Here is a 15,308-nt window from a genome sequence, read left to right as displayed (position 1 = left end):
CACGCCGGGCGGAGACAGCCCGCGGAGGCACCGACCCGTCCCTTGGAGTATTTCGATGACCTGGCGTCCCACCATTGCCGCGCTGGCCGGCCTGTGCGTCGCGCTCAGCACCGCGTCACTGCCCGCCGGCGCGGCCCTCGCCAATCCGCCCGGCACACCACCGGGGGTCTGCCCGACGGGGACCGGCTACGGTCCGCCGCTGCCGACCAGTTCCGTGACGGCCACGAAGATCCAGAGTGGCTTCTCGTTCCTCGAAGGCCCGGTCTGGGTCGCCGACGGCGGCTATCTGCTGTTCTCCGACATGGCGGCCGGCACCGGGCCGTACAACGTCCAGCCGTCCACGATCCGCCGGTTCACCCCGCCGGCGACCTTCGACACGTTCCTCGCCAACGCCGGCAGCAACGGCCTGGCCCTCAGCACCGACGCCCAGCAGATCATCGCGGCCACCCACGACCAGCGCAACGTGTCCGCGTACCGGATCAGCGACCGGGCCCGCAGCACCGTCGCCACGAATTACCAGGGTCGGGCGTTCAACTCGCCCAACGATGTGGCGGTCCGCTCCGACGGCGTCGCCTACTTCACCGACCCCACCTTCCAGCGCGGCAACCGCCCGGACCAATTGAGCGGGCGTACCAGCGTCTTCCGCGTCTCCGGTGGTCAGGTGTCCCTGGTCGACGACCGGTTGCGCCAGCCCAACGGCATCGCGCTCTCGCCGGACGGCACCGCGCTGTACGTGGGCGCCTACTCCGAGAACAGGATCTACCGGTACGCCGTCCAGCCCGACGGCAGCACCGGCGCCCGCAGCGTCTTCGTGAACTACCTCGGCGGGCCGGACGGCGTCACGATCGACTGCGCCGGCAACGTGTACTGGGCGTCCGGCTCGGACTCCCTGATCCACGTCTACTCCCCCACGGGCACCCCGCTCGGCACGATCCGCTCCGGCACCTCCGGTACGACAAACGTGGCGTTCGGCGGCCCCGACCGGCAGACCCTCTACATCACCTCAGGCCCGAGGAACGACTCCGGCCTGTACAGCGTGCGACTCAACGTCCCCGGCTATCCGTACTGATGAGGATGCCGTTCCCCGGTCAGTGTGATCTGTGGGAACGGCATCCTCCGAACCAGCTATCGGGTATTCAGGCACCCGGTAACCGAGGGTGACCTTCGGTCACAGCTCGATCGGCCAGCAGTCCTGGTTCCAGACATTGCAGGGGTAGGCCGATGGGCCGACCTCGCCGCTGGCCACAGCCCCGACATTCGACGTACCCGGCCCGAGCAGGGTGAGCGCGAACGCCGCCGTGGCCAGCGCGACGCTGCCGCGCATTCCGTATCCGCCTACCTGTGGGTCGTCCGACTCCGGCAAACTGCCAGCATGACGGAACGCCCGGTGCTGTATCTGGTCGTCTGCGCTGCTGGTCCCGCGGAACACATCGACGAGCTGGTCGACCTCCTGATCGCTGACGGATGGCGGGTGTGCCTGATCGTCAGCCCCACCGCCGCGCCGTGGCTCGACCGGGCGGCGTTGCACGACAAGACCGGCTATCTCGTACGCGTCGAATGGCGGATGCCCGGCGACCCGGAGCCGCACCCGCCGGCCGACGTGGTGGTGGCTGCGCCGGTCACGTTCAACACGATGACGAAGTGGGCACTCGGCATCAACGACACCCTGGCGCTCGGTGTCCTCAACGAGTCGCTGGGCGCGGGCCTACCGATCGTCGCCTTCCCACATGTCAAGGCGGAGTTGGCCGCGCATCCGGCGTACGCAGGTCACGTGGCGGTACTGCGCGCTGCCGGTGTTGTCGTCGCTGAGGGCAAAGTAGTGAACCCGGCGCCGGGGCGGCGCCGGTGGGACGTGGTCAACGAGGCTCTGCGATCACTTCACCCGCGCTGAACAGCCGCCCCAGCGGAGCACCGAGTCGCACACCGGCGACCGGCCGATGCGCATCCTGTGGCAGCTCCACCACCCCCTGCCCGCCGACGTGTACGCCACCGCCGGGACCATCGCCGCGTAGCCCGCCGCACCCAGGGCAGAGCTACGCGGCGGTCCGGGCGGGACGCCGACCGCCGTCAAGGTCACGCTCGAACCAGGATGTAGTGGCCTCACCGACGCGCCGATACCACTACAACCAGGATCTTGCGCGATCTTGCCGGCGTCCGACGAGCTATCGGCGGCTCCACTGCTGGTTGGTCTGACCGGTGCAGGTCCAGAGGACGAGCTTCGTGCCGTTGCCGGTGCCCTGGTTGACGGGGTCCAGACAGAGGCCGGACTGCACTCCGGTGATCGTGCCGTTGGCGTTGACGTTCCACTGCTGGTTCGTCCCGCCGTGGCAGTCGTAGATGGTGACCAGGGTGCCCGGGGAGGTGCCGTAACCGGCGGCGTCGAGACACTTGTTGCCGTAGACGGTCAGCGCCTTGCCGGTCGTGTAGGTCCACTGTTGGTTCGTGCCGCCGTGGCAGTCCCACAGCTGCAGCTGGGTGCCGTTGGTGGTGGAGTACCCGGGGACGTCGACGCACCTGCCGGACAGCGTGCCCACGATGGCGGTGGTCTGTCCGCCGCCGCTGCCCGGGTTGCCGACGCTTCCGGGCACCGACTGCAACGCGCTGTACCAACGGGCGGCCATCTTGTCGTAGCCGCCGGCGGTGGGGTGGACGCCGTCGATCAGGTCGGCGGTGGTGAGAGCGCTGTGCATGTCGACCAGGTGCACCCGCTTGCCGGCGTTCACCTTGCTCTGCACGATGCCGGGTATCGCCGCGTTGAACGTGCGGACGGCCGCCTCCTGGTTGCTGTTGGAGAGCGGGATGAGCTGCGCCACGAACACCTCGGCGGTGGGCGCGGTGTTGGTGATCTTGTCGATGAGCGTGGACAGGCGGTTCGGCGCGGTGCTCACGTTGTAGTTCTGCAGGATGTCGTTGGTGCCGATGTGCAGCAGGACGGTCTGCGGCCGCTGGGTGTTCAGCCAGCCGACGATGGTGGCGTCGATCTGGTCGATCCGCCAGCCGGGGTGCCCCTGATGGTCGTGATCGCCCAGGCTGGCCGGCCCGTTGAACTGCGACCCGACGAAGTCCACCGTGTACCGGCCGGCGGCGAGGCGCTGCCACAGCCCGATGCGGTACCCGCCCGGCACCTGGGTGCCCTCGGTGATGGAGTCGCCGAGCGGCATCACCCGTACCCCGCCGTTGGACTCCGCGTTGGCCGGGCCGGCGGGTGTCACCACTCCGGCGACCACGACACCGAGCGCGGCGAGCGTCGTGAGCCATCGTGCCCTCGTTCGCATGGATCTCTCCCTTGGTTGGTCGAGCTGGCCGAGGGCATGGGCCGGCCGCGCGCCGATCGTCAATCGGCATGGCGTCACTGCCTCAGCACTGGGACGAGTGTGAGCGTTAACAGAGACGATTGTAGATTCCTTGGAATGTTCTGGTCTACCTCCGCGGATCCCGGAGCGGAGCGCGTTAGGTTACGAAGATGGAGCAGCGGATAGGCCTGATCACCCTCGGAGTCACCGACGTGCCGCGCGCCAAAGCGTTCTACGAGCAGCTCGGTTGGCGGGGCCAGGAGGTCGAGGAGACGGTCTTCTTCCAGGCCGGCGGTCTGGCCTTGGTGCTGTGGAGCCGGGACAAACTGGCCGACGACGCCGGCGTCCGGAATCCGGGTACGGGCGCGATGAGCCTGGCCCAGAACGTCCGTTCGCGGGAGGAGGTCGACGAGGTGATCGCCACCGCGAGCAAGGCGGGTGCCGAGGTGACCCAACCGGCGCGGGAGACGTTCTACGGCGGCTACGCCGGCTACTTCGCCGATCCGGACGGCCACCTGTGGGAGATCGCCTGGAACCCCGGCTTCCAGCTCGGCCCGGACGGCACCCTGACCCTGCCCGACTTCAGCGCCACCACCTGAGGCCGGACAACAAGACGCTCACCGCGCCGCGGACCGGCACAGCAGCGGGAGCTGAAGGGGGTCCAGGCAGACCGTCACCAGCGTGGAGTCCGACGGGGACGGCGTCGGGCTCGCGGCGGGCGCGCTCGGTGTGACCGATGCGCTGGGCATCGGGAGCGCCGGCGTGGGCGAGGCCGTGGGAGCCGGGCCGGGGGTCGGCACCGGCGGGGGCGACGGTACGACCGCCGGAGTCGGAGCCACCGCCACCGGGCGGGCCGCCTGGACCACCGGCCGGGCGGGCGCACTCGGCGCCGCACGGCCCACCACACCGGCCGGAGGCACCACCGGCACCGGGGCGGCCGGCCCACCCGGAGCGGCCGGCCGGACCGGTGACGCCGGGCCGCCAGGCAGAACCGGCCCGATGGGACGGGCCGGCACCTGGACCTGAACGGCTGCCGGCACGTCCGCGACCGGGCTCGCCTGCGCCGAGCGTCCCTGCTGTTCCGCCCCGAAGGCACCCGGCCCCAACGTCGCGATCACCACCGCCGTGACGGCGGCGACGGCGGTCATTCGTCGATCGGGGCGTACCGCGGTCGGCGGTGCCTCGTCAGGCCCCACCATCGGCAGCGGTGTGGGCCGGGCGGCCTGGTGGGCCGACAGCAGCGCGTCGAGGTGGGCGGTGAGGGCGGCGCGGTCCCCGGTGGCGGCGAGCGTGAGGTAGAAGCGGAAGTTCACCACCGCGTTGACCGGGACGAGCAGCCCGGAGAGTCCACCGTGGTCGTGCAGCAGGGTCACCGGCACGTCGGGGTGATGGGCGGCGCCGACCAGGTCCGCGTACCGCCACTCGCGCCGGCACTCGCGGCCGGCGAACGCCACCCGTCGGCTGGTCACGACGGCCAGGCCCGCGTCGACGACCCGCAGGCCCGTTGGCAGCGCTTCGCGCACAACGTCGGCGAAGGCACAGTGACCGCCCGGCGTGGGCAGCCCAGGAATATGCCGCGCCTCGGCCTCGACCAGTTCGGCGACGGGGACGACGCGGAAGACGAGTTCGTCGTCGTCGAGATCCACGGGCAGGCCGGTGCGCGGCTGCGTACACCCGAGGAAGCCGGCGGCTTCGATCCGCAGCCTGACCAGGTGGTCGTTTCGGCGCCGCCAGGAGTCGGTGGCGTCGCGGTACGCGCGCCGACGCCGGTCGTTCTCGCGTTCGGCCCAGGCGGTCCGCCACGGTGAAGATGCCAGTGAGGTCACGGTCACACGCGGTACAACCGCTCACGTACGTGACAGGGAACGCGGACGCAATCGATGCTCCCCTTTGGTCCCGAAAGGAGAGAATTACAGGCAACGACCGGCAGCGGCGGAGCCGGCCACGCTGGGCTCGGCTCCGCCGCCGCGCATCACCCGCGGAGCGAGGTGAAGAACTGCCTCAGCTCACACGGTCAACCGGCGCGCCGGCGGTGCGGTAGCGGGTCGCGGGCGGGAAACCGCGACCGGGTTCGCGGCGGGTACGCCTCGCAGTGCGCCGCCCACTGCTCGGCGGCGACGGCGAGGGCGTCCGCGGAGACGGTGAGGACCAGCGGGTAGACGGCGGTGACCGGGCGGCGCATCCACGGCGGCAACGACTCGGCGGAGAACTCGACGGTCAGCTCCAGCCGTCGACGGCGGATCATCCGGGTGCGCAGGACCAGGTTGGGTTCGGTGAAGCGGACCGTCGCGGGTGGCGAGTCGGACCCGAGCGCCGCGGATGCCTGCCCGTGCAGCCATCCGCCGAGCGCGCGGGCCTCCTCGACGAGGAGGCTCGGGTAGTGGTGCGACCAGGTCTGACCGTCCGCGGTGCGGGCGTCGACCTCGATGAGCAGCCAGTCGCGCCAGCCGGGCGCGGCCACGTCGGGGTCGTCGGGCGGGTCGATGCCGGGCTGGTAGCCGATCGGGCGGATCCGTACCCGCGCGCCGTCGTCAGACCGGATCTCCATTCGATCATTGTCGCCGACCGAAGGGGACGTTCGTCCCCAAATCGGTCACTTCGCGATGGTACGACGTACTCCCCGGTGGTCGGCGCAGGCGTTGGCCCGGCCGCCGGTCAGGCTGACCGAGCCGTCCCGGCACTGCACGAGGTACCCGCGACCGGCCCAGAAGCCGGGCACGCAGTCGAACCAGTCGCAGACCTCGGCAGCGGGCTGACGGATGCGGGTGCCGGCGCAGAAGTCGTACCCCAGGGGATTGTCCGGGGCGCCGCAGCGCGCGTCGCGGCTCGTGCTCGGCGACGGGCGGGGTGACTTCGTCGGCTTCGGCGTCGTGCCCTGCCGGGGAGCCGCCGGGCGGATCAGCGCGGGGGCAACGCTGGGCGTGAGCGCCGGGGTGGCGGCGGCGGCGACCTCGGCGCCTCCGGTCGGGTCGGACGGGTCCGACTCGATCAGCGCCGCCGGCACCAGCAACGCGACGGCCGCGGCCACCGCGACGGTCCGCCGCCCACCGGGCACGAACGCCGTGAGCCGGGCCTGCGCCGGTGTGGCCACGGCCGGCCGGAACGGCTTGAGCTGGGCATGTTCGGCGATCAGCTCGTCGAGCTGCGCGAGCACCGCGGCGCGTTGCTCGATCGCGTCGGCGAACGCCAACGTCAGCTTGAACCGGAAATCCGGTGCCGCGTCGGTGGGCAGCAGCAGGCCGGAGGTACGCCGCCGGTCCAGCACCTGGATCAGGGTGACCGGGGCCGCCGGGTCGTGGGCCAGGCCGGTCATCCTGCCGTACGCCCAGTCGCGCCGGCCGCGTCCGCCGAGCAGCACGAGCCGGCGGCTGGTGATGACCGCCATGCCGGCGTCGATGACGCGTACGCCGTCCGGGCGGCGCGGGCGCAGCGGCCCGGACGGCGGGGCGACCGTGAGGTCCGGGGCGGGCAGCACGGTGGTGTGCCGTACCTCGACGAGTTGCACGGCGGGCAGCGCCCAGAGCACCACCTCGTCGGCACCCAACTCCAGGGGCAGGCCCTCGCCGGCCGCGGCGGAGCCCGCGAAGTCGGCGGCGAGGGCGCGCAACCGGCGTAACTCGTCGTCGCGTCGCCGCCAGGCCGCCTCGGCGCCGCGGTACGTGCTGACCCGCCGCACGTTCTGCCGGTGCGCCCACCGGTACCGCCATGTGGAACCCGTCGAATCAGTCTTTGCCACGCCGACTCCTTCGCCGCGTAGGCCACCAATCTGGGTTGTCACCGTGTTAACAGGCGCGGCGTGCTGCCCGGAAACGCCAAGTACGGACGAATTACCCGATCGGCGGAGCAACCCGCACGATAGGGCGATACTGCTGCGTCGATTCACATTTTGCTCTGTCGTGCGCGGCGGTCGCCGGCTCGGTAACGTCAGCCGCAGCCGGGTGGCGATGCCGCCGCACCGCCGTACGGAGGGGGTGAGCGTCATGTCGCAGGGCACCCGGCCGGCCGTGGTCGTCGGCGTGGACATCGGCACCACCAGCACCAAGGCCGTCGCGTACGACACCGAGGGGCGGCAGCTCGCCAGCCACTCGGTCGGCTATCCCCTCAATGACCCGCAACCCGGGTACGCCGAGCAGGACCCGCAGCTCATCCTCGACGCGGTGCTCAAGTCGATCAGCATGGTCGTCGCGGAGCTGGTCGATCCGGTGGCCGGGCTGTCGTTCAGCTCCGCCATGCACAGCCTCATCGGGCTGGACGCGGACGGCAACCCACTCACGCCGTCGGTCACCTGGGCCGACTCCCGGTCGACCCGGCAGGCCGAGCGGCTGCGGGCGGTGCCGTCCGGCCTGGCGCTGCACCGCCGTACCGGCACGCCGATCCACCCGATGTCGCCACTGCCCAAGCTGCTGTGGTTCGCCGAGCAGGAGCCGAAGCTCTTCGAGAGCGTCGCCCACTGGGTCGGCATCAAGGACTGGGTGCTGCTGCGGCTCTGCGAGGCACTGGTCGTCGACCACTCGATCGCCTCGGCCACCGGCCTGATGGACATCCACCGGCTGGAGTGGGACAGCGAGGCGCTCCGCATCGCCGGCATCACCGAGGAGCAGCTCCCCCAGCTGGTCGCCACCACCGCCGTCCTGCCCGGGCTCACCGCGCAGGCCGCAGCCACGACCGGCCTGCCGCAGCGCACCCCGGTGGTCGTCGGCGCCGGCGACGGGCCACTGGCGAACCTGGGCCTCGGCGCGGTGCACCCCGGCATGGTGGCCTGCTCGATCGGCACCAGCGGCGCGATGCGGGTGATGGTCGAGCAGCCCGGCGTGGACCCGCTGGGCGGGGTGTTCTGCTACGCGTTGACCGAGGACCGCTGGACGGTCGGCGGTGCCATCAACAACGGCGGCATCGTGCTTAAGTGGGCCGGCGAGGCGCTCGCCCCGGACCTGGGCGAGCACGCCGAGGAGGAGTTGGTCGCCATCGCCGCCCGTGCCCCGGCCGGCTCGGGCGGGCTCATCATGCTGCCGTACCTGCACAGCGAGCGGGCGCCACACTGGAGCGCCCTGCCGCGCGGCGCGTACGTCGGGTTGACCCACGGGCACCGCCGCGAGCATCTGGTGCGGGCCGCGCTGGAGGGGGTCTGCCAGCAGCTCGCGCTGGTGCTCAGCTCGGTACGCGCGGCCGGCAACGAGGTCCGTGAGATCCGCGCCGGTGGGGGCTTCGCCCGCAGCGGCCTGTGGCGGCAGATGCTCTCCGACGTGCTCGGCCTGCCGGTGAGCTTCCCGGCCGCGCACGAGGGGTCGAGCTTCGGCGCGGCGCTGCTCGGCATGCAGGCGCTGGGCCTGATCGCGAGCATCGACGTCGCCGCCGACCTGGTGCGGATCGAGGAGACGGTCCGGCCCGACCCGGCCGCGTCCGCCACGTACGCGGCGCTGCTGCCGCTCTTCGCCGAGCTGTACGACGCGCTGGTGCCCACGTTCACCTCGATGCGCCGGATGGCACCCGGCCTGCCCGCGGAGCCGGAGCCCTCAGCAGGACCCCCGATGTGACCCTTCGGCCGGCCCGACAAGGGTCGACCCCGTCCCGAAGGTCGTGATCCCCGTGCCGCCACACGCCGCTCTCACCCGCACCGAACCGTTGACCATCCTCGCCGCCCCGGCCGAACCGGTGACCAGCGCCGGCGACGCCCAACTCGTCATCGCCGCAAGGAGTACTTCGGACTGACCGTCGGGCAGACCATCAAGAGCTGGTCGGTGATGGAGACGATCATCTCGGTGGCCGGCTTCCTGGGCGTTCTCCTGCTCGACCTGCTGCTGTAGCGGACCGGATCAGGCCGCCTCGACGCCGGAGATCAGGTAACGGTGCACGTCGGCGTCGAGGATGGCCGCCGTCTGCGGATCGCTCGGCCCGGAGCCCCGGAACGCCGCCAACTGCTCGGCGGACTCCCAGCGTTCGTAGACGTGGATCCGCTCCGGGTCGAGCGGGTCGGCCGCGAGCAGGAAGTCCAGACAACCGGCGGTCGCCCGTGCCTGCGCGATGACCGCGTCGCACTCGGACAGGTAGTCGTCGCGCGCGCCCGGCTCGACGCGCAGACTCCCAGCAATGATCAACACGGGCGCCCCTCGGGTCGGGGGACGCTGATGCGCGTGATGCCACAGAGTCATATTTATACCCCTGAGTCATCACACCGATGGGGACAACGCCGCCCGGACGGGTGACGGCGTTCCCGGCGGCCTCAGCGACCTCTCGCGCTTCTTATCGTGCAAACGTGAGTAAAAGCGACAAACATCCCCGCGTACCCCTGAAATGGCTGACGGCGGCGGTCGCGCTCGCGGTCGTCGCGACGACCGGGCCGGCCACCGCGGACGGCCCGGGGGCCTCCGCGGAGCCGGACCACCCGAGCACACCGGGGTACGCGGCCGAGGGGCAGAGCCACGAGCCCGGCCTGGAGCCGACGCCGGAGCGGGCACCCACCAGCGAGGTGTCCTGGCTGTCGTTCCCCGGCGGCGCATTCGCCGTGGACCCGCTCGGGCACACCGTGCGCTACCGGGCGTGCGACGGGGACACCGGCCGGGTCGCCGACCCGGACCTGCGGGTCGCCGCCGGAGTGGCCAGCGGCGAGGTGACCGTCGAGGGCCGCAGCTTCCGTTACCGGGTGCCGCTCGTCGGGCGTACGCAGGGCACGGTCGTGGTGTCCGGGCCGCAGGCACAGCCGGTGGAGCTGACCGGCGTGGTGGTCACCAGCCCGCAGCCGCCCACCGACCCGGTCGCCGGAGCCCGGCTGTTCCCGCTCAGCGGGCAGCTCGCCCGGGTCGTCGCCGACGCCAGCCTCAACCCGGCCGGTGCCACCGTCCGCGACCTGTCCGGCCGGTACGGCGACCAGCAGATCGCGGTCAACGGCGCACTGCGCCCCAAGGCCGCCAGCGTGATCAAACTGTGGATCCTGGTCGAGCTGCTCCGCCGTGTCGACTGTGGACAGGTCTCGCTCGACGAGGGTGTGCTGGTCACACCGGCCGACGTGGTCGGCGGCACCGGCCAGCTCCAGTTCGAGACGTTTCCGCAGGTGGTGACCCTGCACCGGCTCGCGCAATACCTGATCAAGTACAGCGACAACATCGCCGCGAACGTGCTCATCACCTACCTGGGCGGATTCGCCCCGGTCAACGCGCTGATCGACTCGATGAACCAGCGGTCCACCATCCTGGCCCGGCGGATGCTCGACAGCGCGGCCGCCCAGCGCGGCGAGGAGAACTACACCAGCCCGGACGACGTGGTGTCCCTGCTCGGCGCGGTCTGGGACGGCGAGATCCTCACTCCCGCCTCCCGCGACCTGATGATCGGCTTCATGCGCGAGCAGACCCTGAACACCAAAATTCCGGCGGCACTGCCACCCGGGGTGCCGGTCGCGCACAAGACCGGCGACCTGCCCGACGCCTCCCACGACGTCGGCTACTACCTGATCCCCGGCACCGAGACCGCCGTCGCGTTCCTCACTGCCGGGCCGATGGCCACCGGCGACGAAACCGTCCGCCGGATGGCCCGCACCGTCTACGACTTCCTGGTCACCCCCGCCGACGGCGCGGTCGAAGAGTGAGCCGGCGTCAGGCGCCCGGGATGTTCGCCGGCGGGTCCTCGCCGATGAGGTCCGCGGCCGGCGGGTCGGCCGTCACCGACAGCCCGAAATCCGAGTACGTCAGGTCGAGCTGGGCCGTCTGCGACTGCTCGCTGGCCAACTCGATGCGGTAGCGGACCAACCGCCCCTGCTCGTCGACGGACGCGGTGAACGGCACCGCGCCGGCCCGGTCACCCAGCACGGTGCCGACGCCACTGCCCAGCACCTCGCCGCTGCCCCGCAGGTCCAGGGTGCCGGCGTACTCCCGTACCCCGGTCTGCCGGACCCCCGCGGGCGCGGCCAGCGTGCCGGCCAACCGGGTGTTGTCCAGACCCTGCTTCGCGGCCGGCGCACCCGGCGCGCCCACGTGCCACCAGGTCTTGCCGTCCCAGACCGGGACACGGCGGTCCGGCGCGGTGACCCGCACGTAGACGTCCGGCCCGGTGGTCAACCGCTCGATCTTCACCGCGCCGTTGGGCACCTTCAGCGACGTGGTCTCCAGACCACGCTTCGCCTTCGGATCCCAGAGCACCACCGTGCTGTCACCCCCGTCGGCCGTCCCGCCGGTGCCCACCGTCAACTTGTACGGCTGCTCGTCGGCCTTCGCGGCGGCCGCCTTCAGCACAGCGACCGGATCGCTGGGCAGCGGTGGGGCGTCGGCCGCCGGACGACCCGCGTCCGGCTCGTCGCCGGCGGCGACCAGTGCCCACACCCCACCGCCGACCACCACGGCGAGCACGGCGACAGCGGCGATCAGCTTCGGCTTCTGCACGGTCATCTCCCCGGGGGCGGGTGCGGTCCGGCCAGACTAGCCGGACCGCCCGCACTGCTGTTCCGGGTCGGCCTCCCGGCCGATCAGGCGCGGCTGATCGCGTTGGCGTGGATCGCCTCGTTCAGGTACGCCGCCAGGCCCGGCGCGAGGTTCTCGTAGTACGCGGTGAACCGCTCATCGGCCAGGTACATGTCGGCCAGGCCGGTGTGCGTCTCGTACGAGCACTCGTAGAACCAGCGGCTGATGCTCTGCCGGTGCTCCTCGGCCAGGTCCATCGCCTCCGGGCCGTCCGCCGGCGCACCCGAGGCCAGCGCGGCGACGATCCGCCGACCCCAGTCCTCGGTCTCCGCCTTGATCCGCAGCCAGTCCTCCTTGCCGTAACGGGACGCCCGCCGGTTCGACTCCCGGTACGCGTCGGTATCACCCCACCGCTGCTCCGCCTCGGCCTCGTGCTCCTCCGGCGTGAAGTCGCCGAAGACCTCGAACCGCTCCTCGGGCGTGAGTTGGATGTTCAACTTGCTCGCCTCCATCGCGAACTCGATCGCCGTGACCATCTCCTGCAACCGTTTGATCCGGACCGTCAGCAGCTCGTGCTGACGGCGCAGGTGCGCGGCCGGATCGGCCGCCGGGTCGGCGACGATCGCGGCGATCTCCTCAAGCGGGAAACCCAGCTCCCGGTAGTACAGGACGAGTTGCAGCCGTTGCAGGTCCGCGTCGTCGTAGCGGCGGTAACCGGCCGAGGTGCGCCCGCTGGGCGAGAGCAGGCCGATCTCGTCGTAGTGGTGCAACGTCCGCACCGTCACGCCGGCGACCCGCGCCACCTGACCCACCGTGTACGCCATGGTTCCCCTCCCTTCCGGGAACCACGCTCCCGCCTGCCGCTACGTCAGGGTCAAGCCCGATTCTGACCCACCGTGGCGGCGCCGTCCGGTCGCCCGTACAGATAGCCCTGACCTCGGGGGCAGCCGATCGCGGTGACCGCCTCGTGCTGGCGTTCGGTCTCCACCCCCTCGGCGACCACCGCCAGATCGAACGCCCCGGCCAGCCGGGTGACCATCTCCACCGTGGCGTACGCCCGGTCGTCGGTCCCGAGCCGGGCCACGAACGACCGGTCGATCTTCAGCTCGGTGGCCGGGATGCGGTGCAGGTAGCTCAGCGACGAGTAGCCGGTGCCGAAGTCGTCGATGGCGATCGCGATGCCCAGCTCCCGGAGCTGGTGCAGCCGCTCCAGCACCGCGTCGGTGCCCTCGATCAGCGCCGACTCGGTCAACTCCAGGGTCAGGGCGCGCGGTGCCAACCCGGCGCCGGCGGTGGCCTCGGTGACCGTGGCGATGAGGTCCGGCCGGCGCAGGTGCGCGGCCGCGATGTTCACCGCCACGGTCGCCTCCGGTGCCCGCACCCGCCAGGTCGCCGCCGCCCGGCACGCCTCATGGATCACCCAGCGGTCGATCGGCAGGATCAGCCCGGTCTCCTCGGCCAGCGGCAGGAACCTCGCCGGCGGCAGCATGCCGAGCCGAGGATGCCGCCACCGCACCAGGGCCTCCGCGCTGCGGACCACGCCGGTGGTCAGGTCGACGATGGGTTGGAACTCCAGGTGCAGCTGCTCCTCGTCGACGGCCCGGCGCAGGTCGGCGATCAACTCGGCGCGGGACACGGCCGACTCGCGCAGTGCGGGGGTGCACGTCCGGTACGCGGACTTCCCGGCGGCCTTCGCCGCGTACATGGCGATGTCGGCGTCGCGTAGCAGGTCGGTGTGCGAGGTGTGCTGCGGGCCGTACTCGGCGATGCCGATGCTCGCCGACGGATGCACGCCGACGTCGTCGTCGCCGTCGGAGGGGCGCAGGGCGTCCAGCAGCCGCTCGGCGAGCCGCTCCGGCGACACCGGCCGGTCACCGTCGACCAGCACCGCGAACTCGTCCCCGCCCAGACGGGCGATCATGCCGTCGTCGTCCACGGCGGCCCGCATCCGCGCCGCCAGGCCGGTCAACAGGGTGTCGCCGGTGGCGTGCCCGAACCGGTCGTTGACCTGCTTGAACCCGTCCAGGTCGAGCAGCAGCACGGCCACCGGTCGGCCATCGCGCAGGGCCAGCCGCAGCAGCCGGTTGAACAACAGCCGGTTGGGCAGCCCGGTGAGCTGATCGCCGTACGCGAGCCGACGCAGCCGGACCACCAGGCGCAGGTTCTCGTTGGACGCCAGCCCCTGGCGCAGGGCGAGGGTGGCGAGCAACGCCATCATCGTGACGAACACCAGCTGCGGGGTCTGCCCGGTGGGCCGCCGGGCCAGCAGCACCGCGATGATCGCCCCACCCACCGGCAGGTACGGCAGGGCGACCCGCCACCAGGGCGGCAACGGCGACTCGACGGTGTCGTCGGTGCCGTCGCAGTCCGGCGGCGGCGGGTACCGGGTGGCCAGCCCGATCAGCAGGTAACTCAACGGCCAGCACAGGTCGATCGGATGCCCGGCGGCATAGTCGCCGCGCGCCACCAGCGAGACGTAGACGACGTCGGCGACCACCCGGATGGTGAGGCTCGCGGCGAGCATGCTCATGGGCCGCCACATCGGCCGCGCCGGGCCGGAGACCGCCACCAGGATGGTGAGCTGCATCAGGTCGAACATCGGGTAGAGCAACCCCAACGTGCGCGCCGGATCGGCCAGCTCGGCGGCGGCCACCCCCTGGAACACCAGCACCCAGCCGACCGGCACCAGGGCCAGCGCGACGATCACCCCGTCCAGCAGCGTCCGGGCCCGCCCGACCCCGCTCCGTGGCGCGGAGGGTGAGCTGAGCAGCGCGGCCGTGCCGGTGAGGATGCCGGCGGTGAAGACCACACCGACCAGCGGGGTGTGCGGCAGGTCACCGCCGACGAGCCGTTGCACGGTCCAGATCGCCCGGCCACACGCGGCGAGGGCCATGGTGACGGCGAGCAGCGTCCAGAACCGGCGCAGCGGAGCCGGATGGCGACGGGCCACCCCGGCACAGGCGACGGTCGCCCAGCCGGCCACCAGCAGCGCGCCGACGTCACTGACCAGCGCGGCGCCGGGCAGGGCGGCGACCAGCCAGCCCGCCTCCAGGACGAGGACCGTGGCGGCGAGAATCGGGCCGGCGGGATGGAGCTGCCCCGCGGCCTGCTTTACGTCCTGTCGCGACACGGTCGCTCCGGCTCTTCGTCGTGTGTGCACAGTCGGGCGGACCGCTCCACGGCAAACCCCGAAAGCCTAGCTACCGCCCGGTTAGGCCGCCAGGGCCGAACGTCCGCGCCGGTCCGGCCACGACCGACCGCGCCCCCGACCGGCCCGTCGGGGTACGCGTCGCGGCCGGTCGGTCAGCGGCCGGCGGAGCGGTTCCAGGGTGAGCGGGGCAGCGTGGTGCCGGCCGACGGACGGCGGGCGCGGCGGCGTCCGCGCCGGCCAGGGGTGCAGGGCGGGCGCGCCACGGTGTGCACGGCGGGGCCGGCCGACGGCGGTGGCCGGCCGATCAGCCAGCAGAGGAAACGTTCCATCGGCGGATCAGCCGACCGGGAGGCGCTCGGCGTCGGACCGGGAGATCTCGTACTCCGCCCCGCAGAACGTGCACTGCTGCGCGTACCGGGTGCGGATCGGGATGAGGGGGATGAAGAACATCGCCCGCCAGTACCCACTCCACCGCGA

Annotated in this window: 16 protein-coding genes and 1 pseudogene; 7 read left to right on the top strand and 10 right to left on the bottom strand. The window is 72.0% G+C overall.

Translation table 11 applies throughout. From position 1 onward, the window contains the following. Positions 1 to 55: 55 nt before the first annotated feature. Positions 56 to 1,069, top strand: coding sequence for an SMP-30/gluconolactonase/LRE family protein (locus tag AB0H52_RS00660; RefSeq protein ID WP_357944286.1), 1,014 nt, complete (start codon positions 56 to 58; stop codon positions 1,067 to 1,069). 99 nt (positions 1,070 to 1,168) lie between these two features. Here the strand turns inward: AB0H52_RS00660 and AB0H52_RS00655 are convergent, their stop codons facing one another. Beyond that, a complete protein-coding gene (locus AB0H52_RS00655; protein ID WP_192580073.1) occupies positions 1,169 to 1,324 on the bottom strand; it encodes a hypothetical protein in 156 nt (51 codons plus the stop codon). 48 nt (positions 1,325 to 1,372) lie between these two features. Between AB0H52_RS00655 and AB0H52_RS00650 the strand changes: the two genes are divergently transcribed. Beyond that, positions 1,373 to 1,891: a flavoprotein gene (locus tag AB0H52_RS00650; RefSeq protein WP_151487589.1), complete on the top strand. Its 519-nt coding sequence runs from the start codon at positions 1,373 to 1,375 to the stop codon at positions 1,889 to 1,891. 271 nt (positions 1,892 to 2,162) lie between these two features. On the opposite strand, the gene AB0H52_RS00645 is transcribed toward AB0H52_RS00650, so the two are convergent. Continuing rightward, a complete protein-coding gene (locus tag AB0H52_RS00645; protein WP_151487590.1) occupies positions 2,163 to 3,275 on the bottom strand; it encodes a ricin-type beta-trefoil lectin domain protein in 1,113 nt (370 codons plus the stop codon). 188 nt (positions 3,276 to 3,463) lie between these two features. On the opposite strand from AB0H52_RS00645, the gene AB0H52_RS00640 reads away from it, so the two are divergent. Continuing rightward, on the top strand, positions 3,464 to 3,892 hold the full coding sequence (locus AB0H52_RS00640) for a VOC family protein (RefSeq protein WP_357944283.1): 429 nt from the start codon (positions 3,464 to 3,466) through the stop codon (positions 3,890 to 3,892). An 18-nt stretch (positions 3,893 to 3,910) separates the two neighbouring features. Here the strand turns inward: AB0H52_RS00640 and AB0H52_RS00635 are convergent, their stop codons facing one another. From AB0H52_RS00635 to AB0H52_RS00625, 3 genes are all read right to left on the bottom strand, one after another. Further along, positions 3,911 to 5,119 carry a hypothetical protein gene (locus tag AB0H52_RS00635; protein ID WP_151487592.1) on the bottom strand — a complete coding sequence of 403 codons (1,209 nt, stop codon included), beginning with the start codon at positions 5,117 to 5,119 and terminating at the stop codon, positions 3,911 to 3,913. A 188-nt stretch (positions 5,120 to 5,307) separates the two neighbouring features. Further along, positions 5,308 to 5,841, bottom strand: a complete 534-nt coding sequence (locus AB0H52_RS00630; RefSeq protein ID WP_151487593.1) for a hypothetical protein — start codon at positions 5,839 to 5,841, stop codon at positions 5,308 to 5,310. A gap of 45 nt (positions 5,842 to 5,886) precedes the next feature. Beyond that, positions 5,887 to 7,029: a hypothetical protein gene (locus AB0H52_RS00625; RefSeq protein WP_151487594.1), complete on the bottom strand. Its 1,143-nt coding sequence runs from the start codon at positions 7,027 to 7,029 to the stop codon at positions 5,887 to 5,889. 244 nt (positions 7,030 to 7,273) lie between these two features. Between AB0H52_RS00625 and AB0H52_RS00620 the strand changes: the two genes are divergently transcribed. The 3 genes and pseudogenes from AB0H52_RS00620 to AB0H52_RS00610 form a co-directional block, all read left to right on the top strand. Further along, positions 7,274 to 8,827 carry a gluconokinase gene (locus AB0H52_RS00620; protein WP_151487595.1) on the top strand — a complete coding sequence of 518 codons (1,554 nt, stop codon included), beginning with the start codon at positions 7,274 to 7,276 and terminating at the stop codon, positions 8,825 to 8,827. A gap of 52 nt (positions 8,828 to 8,879) precedes the next feature. Next, positions 8,880 to 9,002, top strand: coding sequence for a hypothetical protein (locus AB0H52_RS00615; protein ID WP_255473618.1), 123 nt, complete (start codon positions 8,880 to 8,882; stop codon positions 9,000 to 9,002). Beyond that, positions 8,984 to 9,097, top strand: a pseudogene (locus tag AB0H52_RS00610) (hypothetical protein); the annotation flags it as partial. The gene AB0H52_RS00615 and the pseudogene AB0H52_RS00610, both read left to right, overlap by 19 nt. Positions 9,098 to 9,106: 9 nt before the next feature. Here the strand turns inward: AB0H52_RS00610 and AB0H52_RS00605 are convergent. Then, the gene (locus tag AB0H52_RS00605) at positions 9,107 to 9,442 is read right to left on the bottom strand and encodes an antibiotic biosynthesis monooxygenase family protein (protein ID WP_225854075.1); all 336 of its coding nucleotides are present in this window, start codon (positions 9,440 to 9,442) and stop codon (positions 9,107 to 9,109) included. 104 nt (positions 9,443 to 9,546) lie between these two features. On the opposite strand from AB0H52_RS00605, the gene AB0H52_RS00600 reads away from it, so the two are divergent. Continuing rightward, positions 9,547 to 10,872, top strand: coding sequence for a serine hydrolase (locus AB0H52_RS00600; protein ID WP_192580074.1), 1,326 nt, complete (start codon positions 9,547 to 9,549; stop codon positions 10,870 to 10,872). 7 nt (positions 10,873 to 10,879) lie between these two features. Here AB0H52_RS00600 and AB0H52_RS00595 read toward each other — a convergent pair whose 3' ends face one another. The 4 genes from AB0H52_RS00595 to AB0H52_RS00580 all read right to left on the bottom strand — a co-directional run bounded on the left by AB0H52_RS00595 (position 10,880) and on the right by AB0H52_RS00580 (position 15,160). Further along, positions 10,880 to 11,662, bottom strand: a complete 783-nt coding sequence (locus AB0H52_RS00595; protein WP_357944276.1) for a hypothetical protein — start codon at positions 11,660 to 11,662, stop codon at positions 10,880 to 10,882. Positions 11,663 to 11,745: 83 nt separating this feature from the next. Continuing rightward, the gene (locus AB0H52_RS00590) at positions 11,746 to 12,504 is read right to left on the bottom strand and encodes a MerR family transcriptional regulator (RefSeq protein ID WP_151487599.1); all 759 of its coding nucleotides are present in this window, start codon (positions 12,502 to 12,504) and stop codon (positions 11,746 to 11,748) included. 50 nt (positions 12,505 to 12,554) lie between these two features. Beyond that, entirely contained in the window at positions 12,555 to 14,810 is a 2,256-nt protein-coding gene (locus AB0H52_RS00585) for an EAL domain-containing protein (RefSeq protein ID WP_225854076.1), read from the bottom strand. Between the two features lie 173 nt (positions 14,811 to 14,983). Further along, positions 14,984 to 15,160, bottom strand: a complete 177-nt coding sequence (locus tag AB0H52_RS00580; protein WP_192580076.1) for a hypothetical protein — start codon at positions 15,158 to 15,160, stop codon at positions 14,984 to 14,986. Positions 15,161 to 15,308: the final 148 nt, after the last annotated feature.

Source organism: Micromonospora sp. NPDC050695 (assembly GCF_040654415.1).
Classification (GTDB): domain Bacteria; phylum Actinomycetota; class Actinomycetes; order Mycobacteriales; family Micromonosporaceae; genus Micromonospora.
The sequence above is the reverse complement of the archived record's forward strand: the minus strand, read 5'-3'. Positions and strand labels throughout refer to the sequence as shown.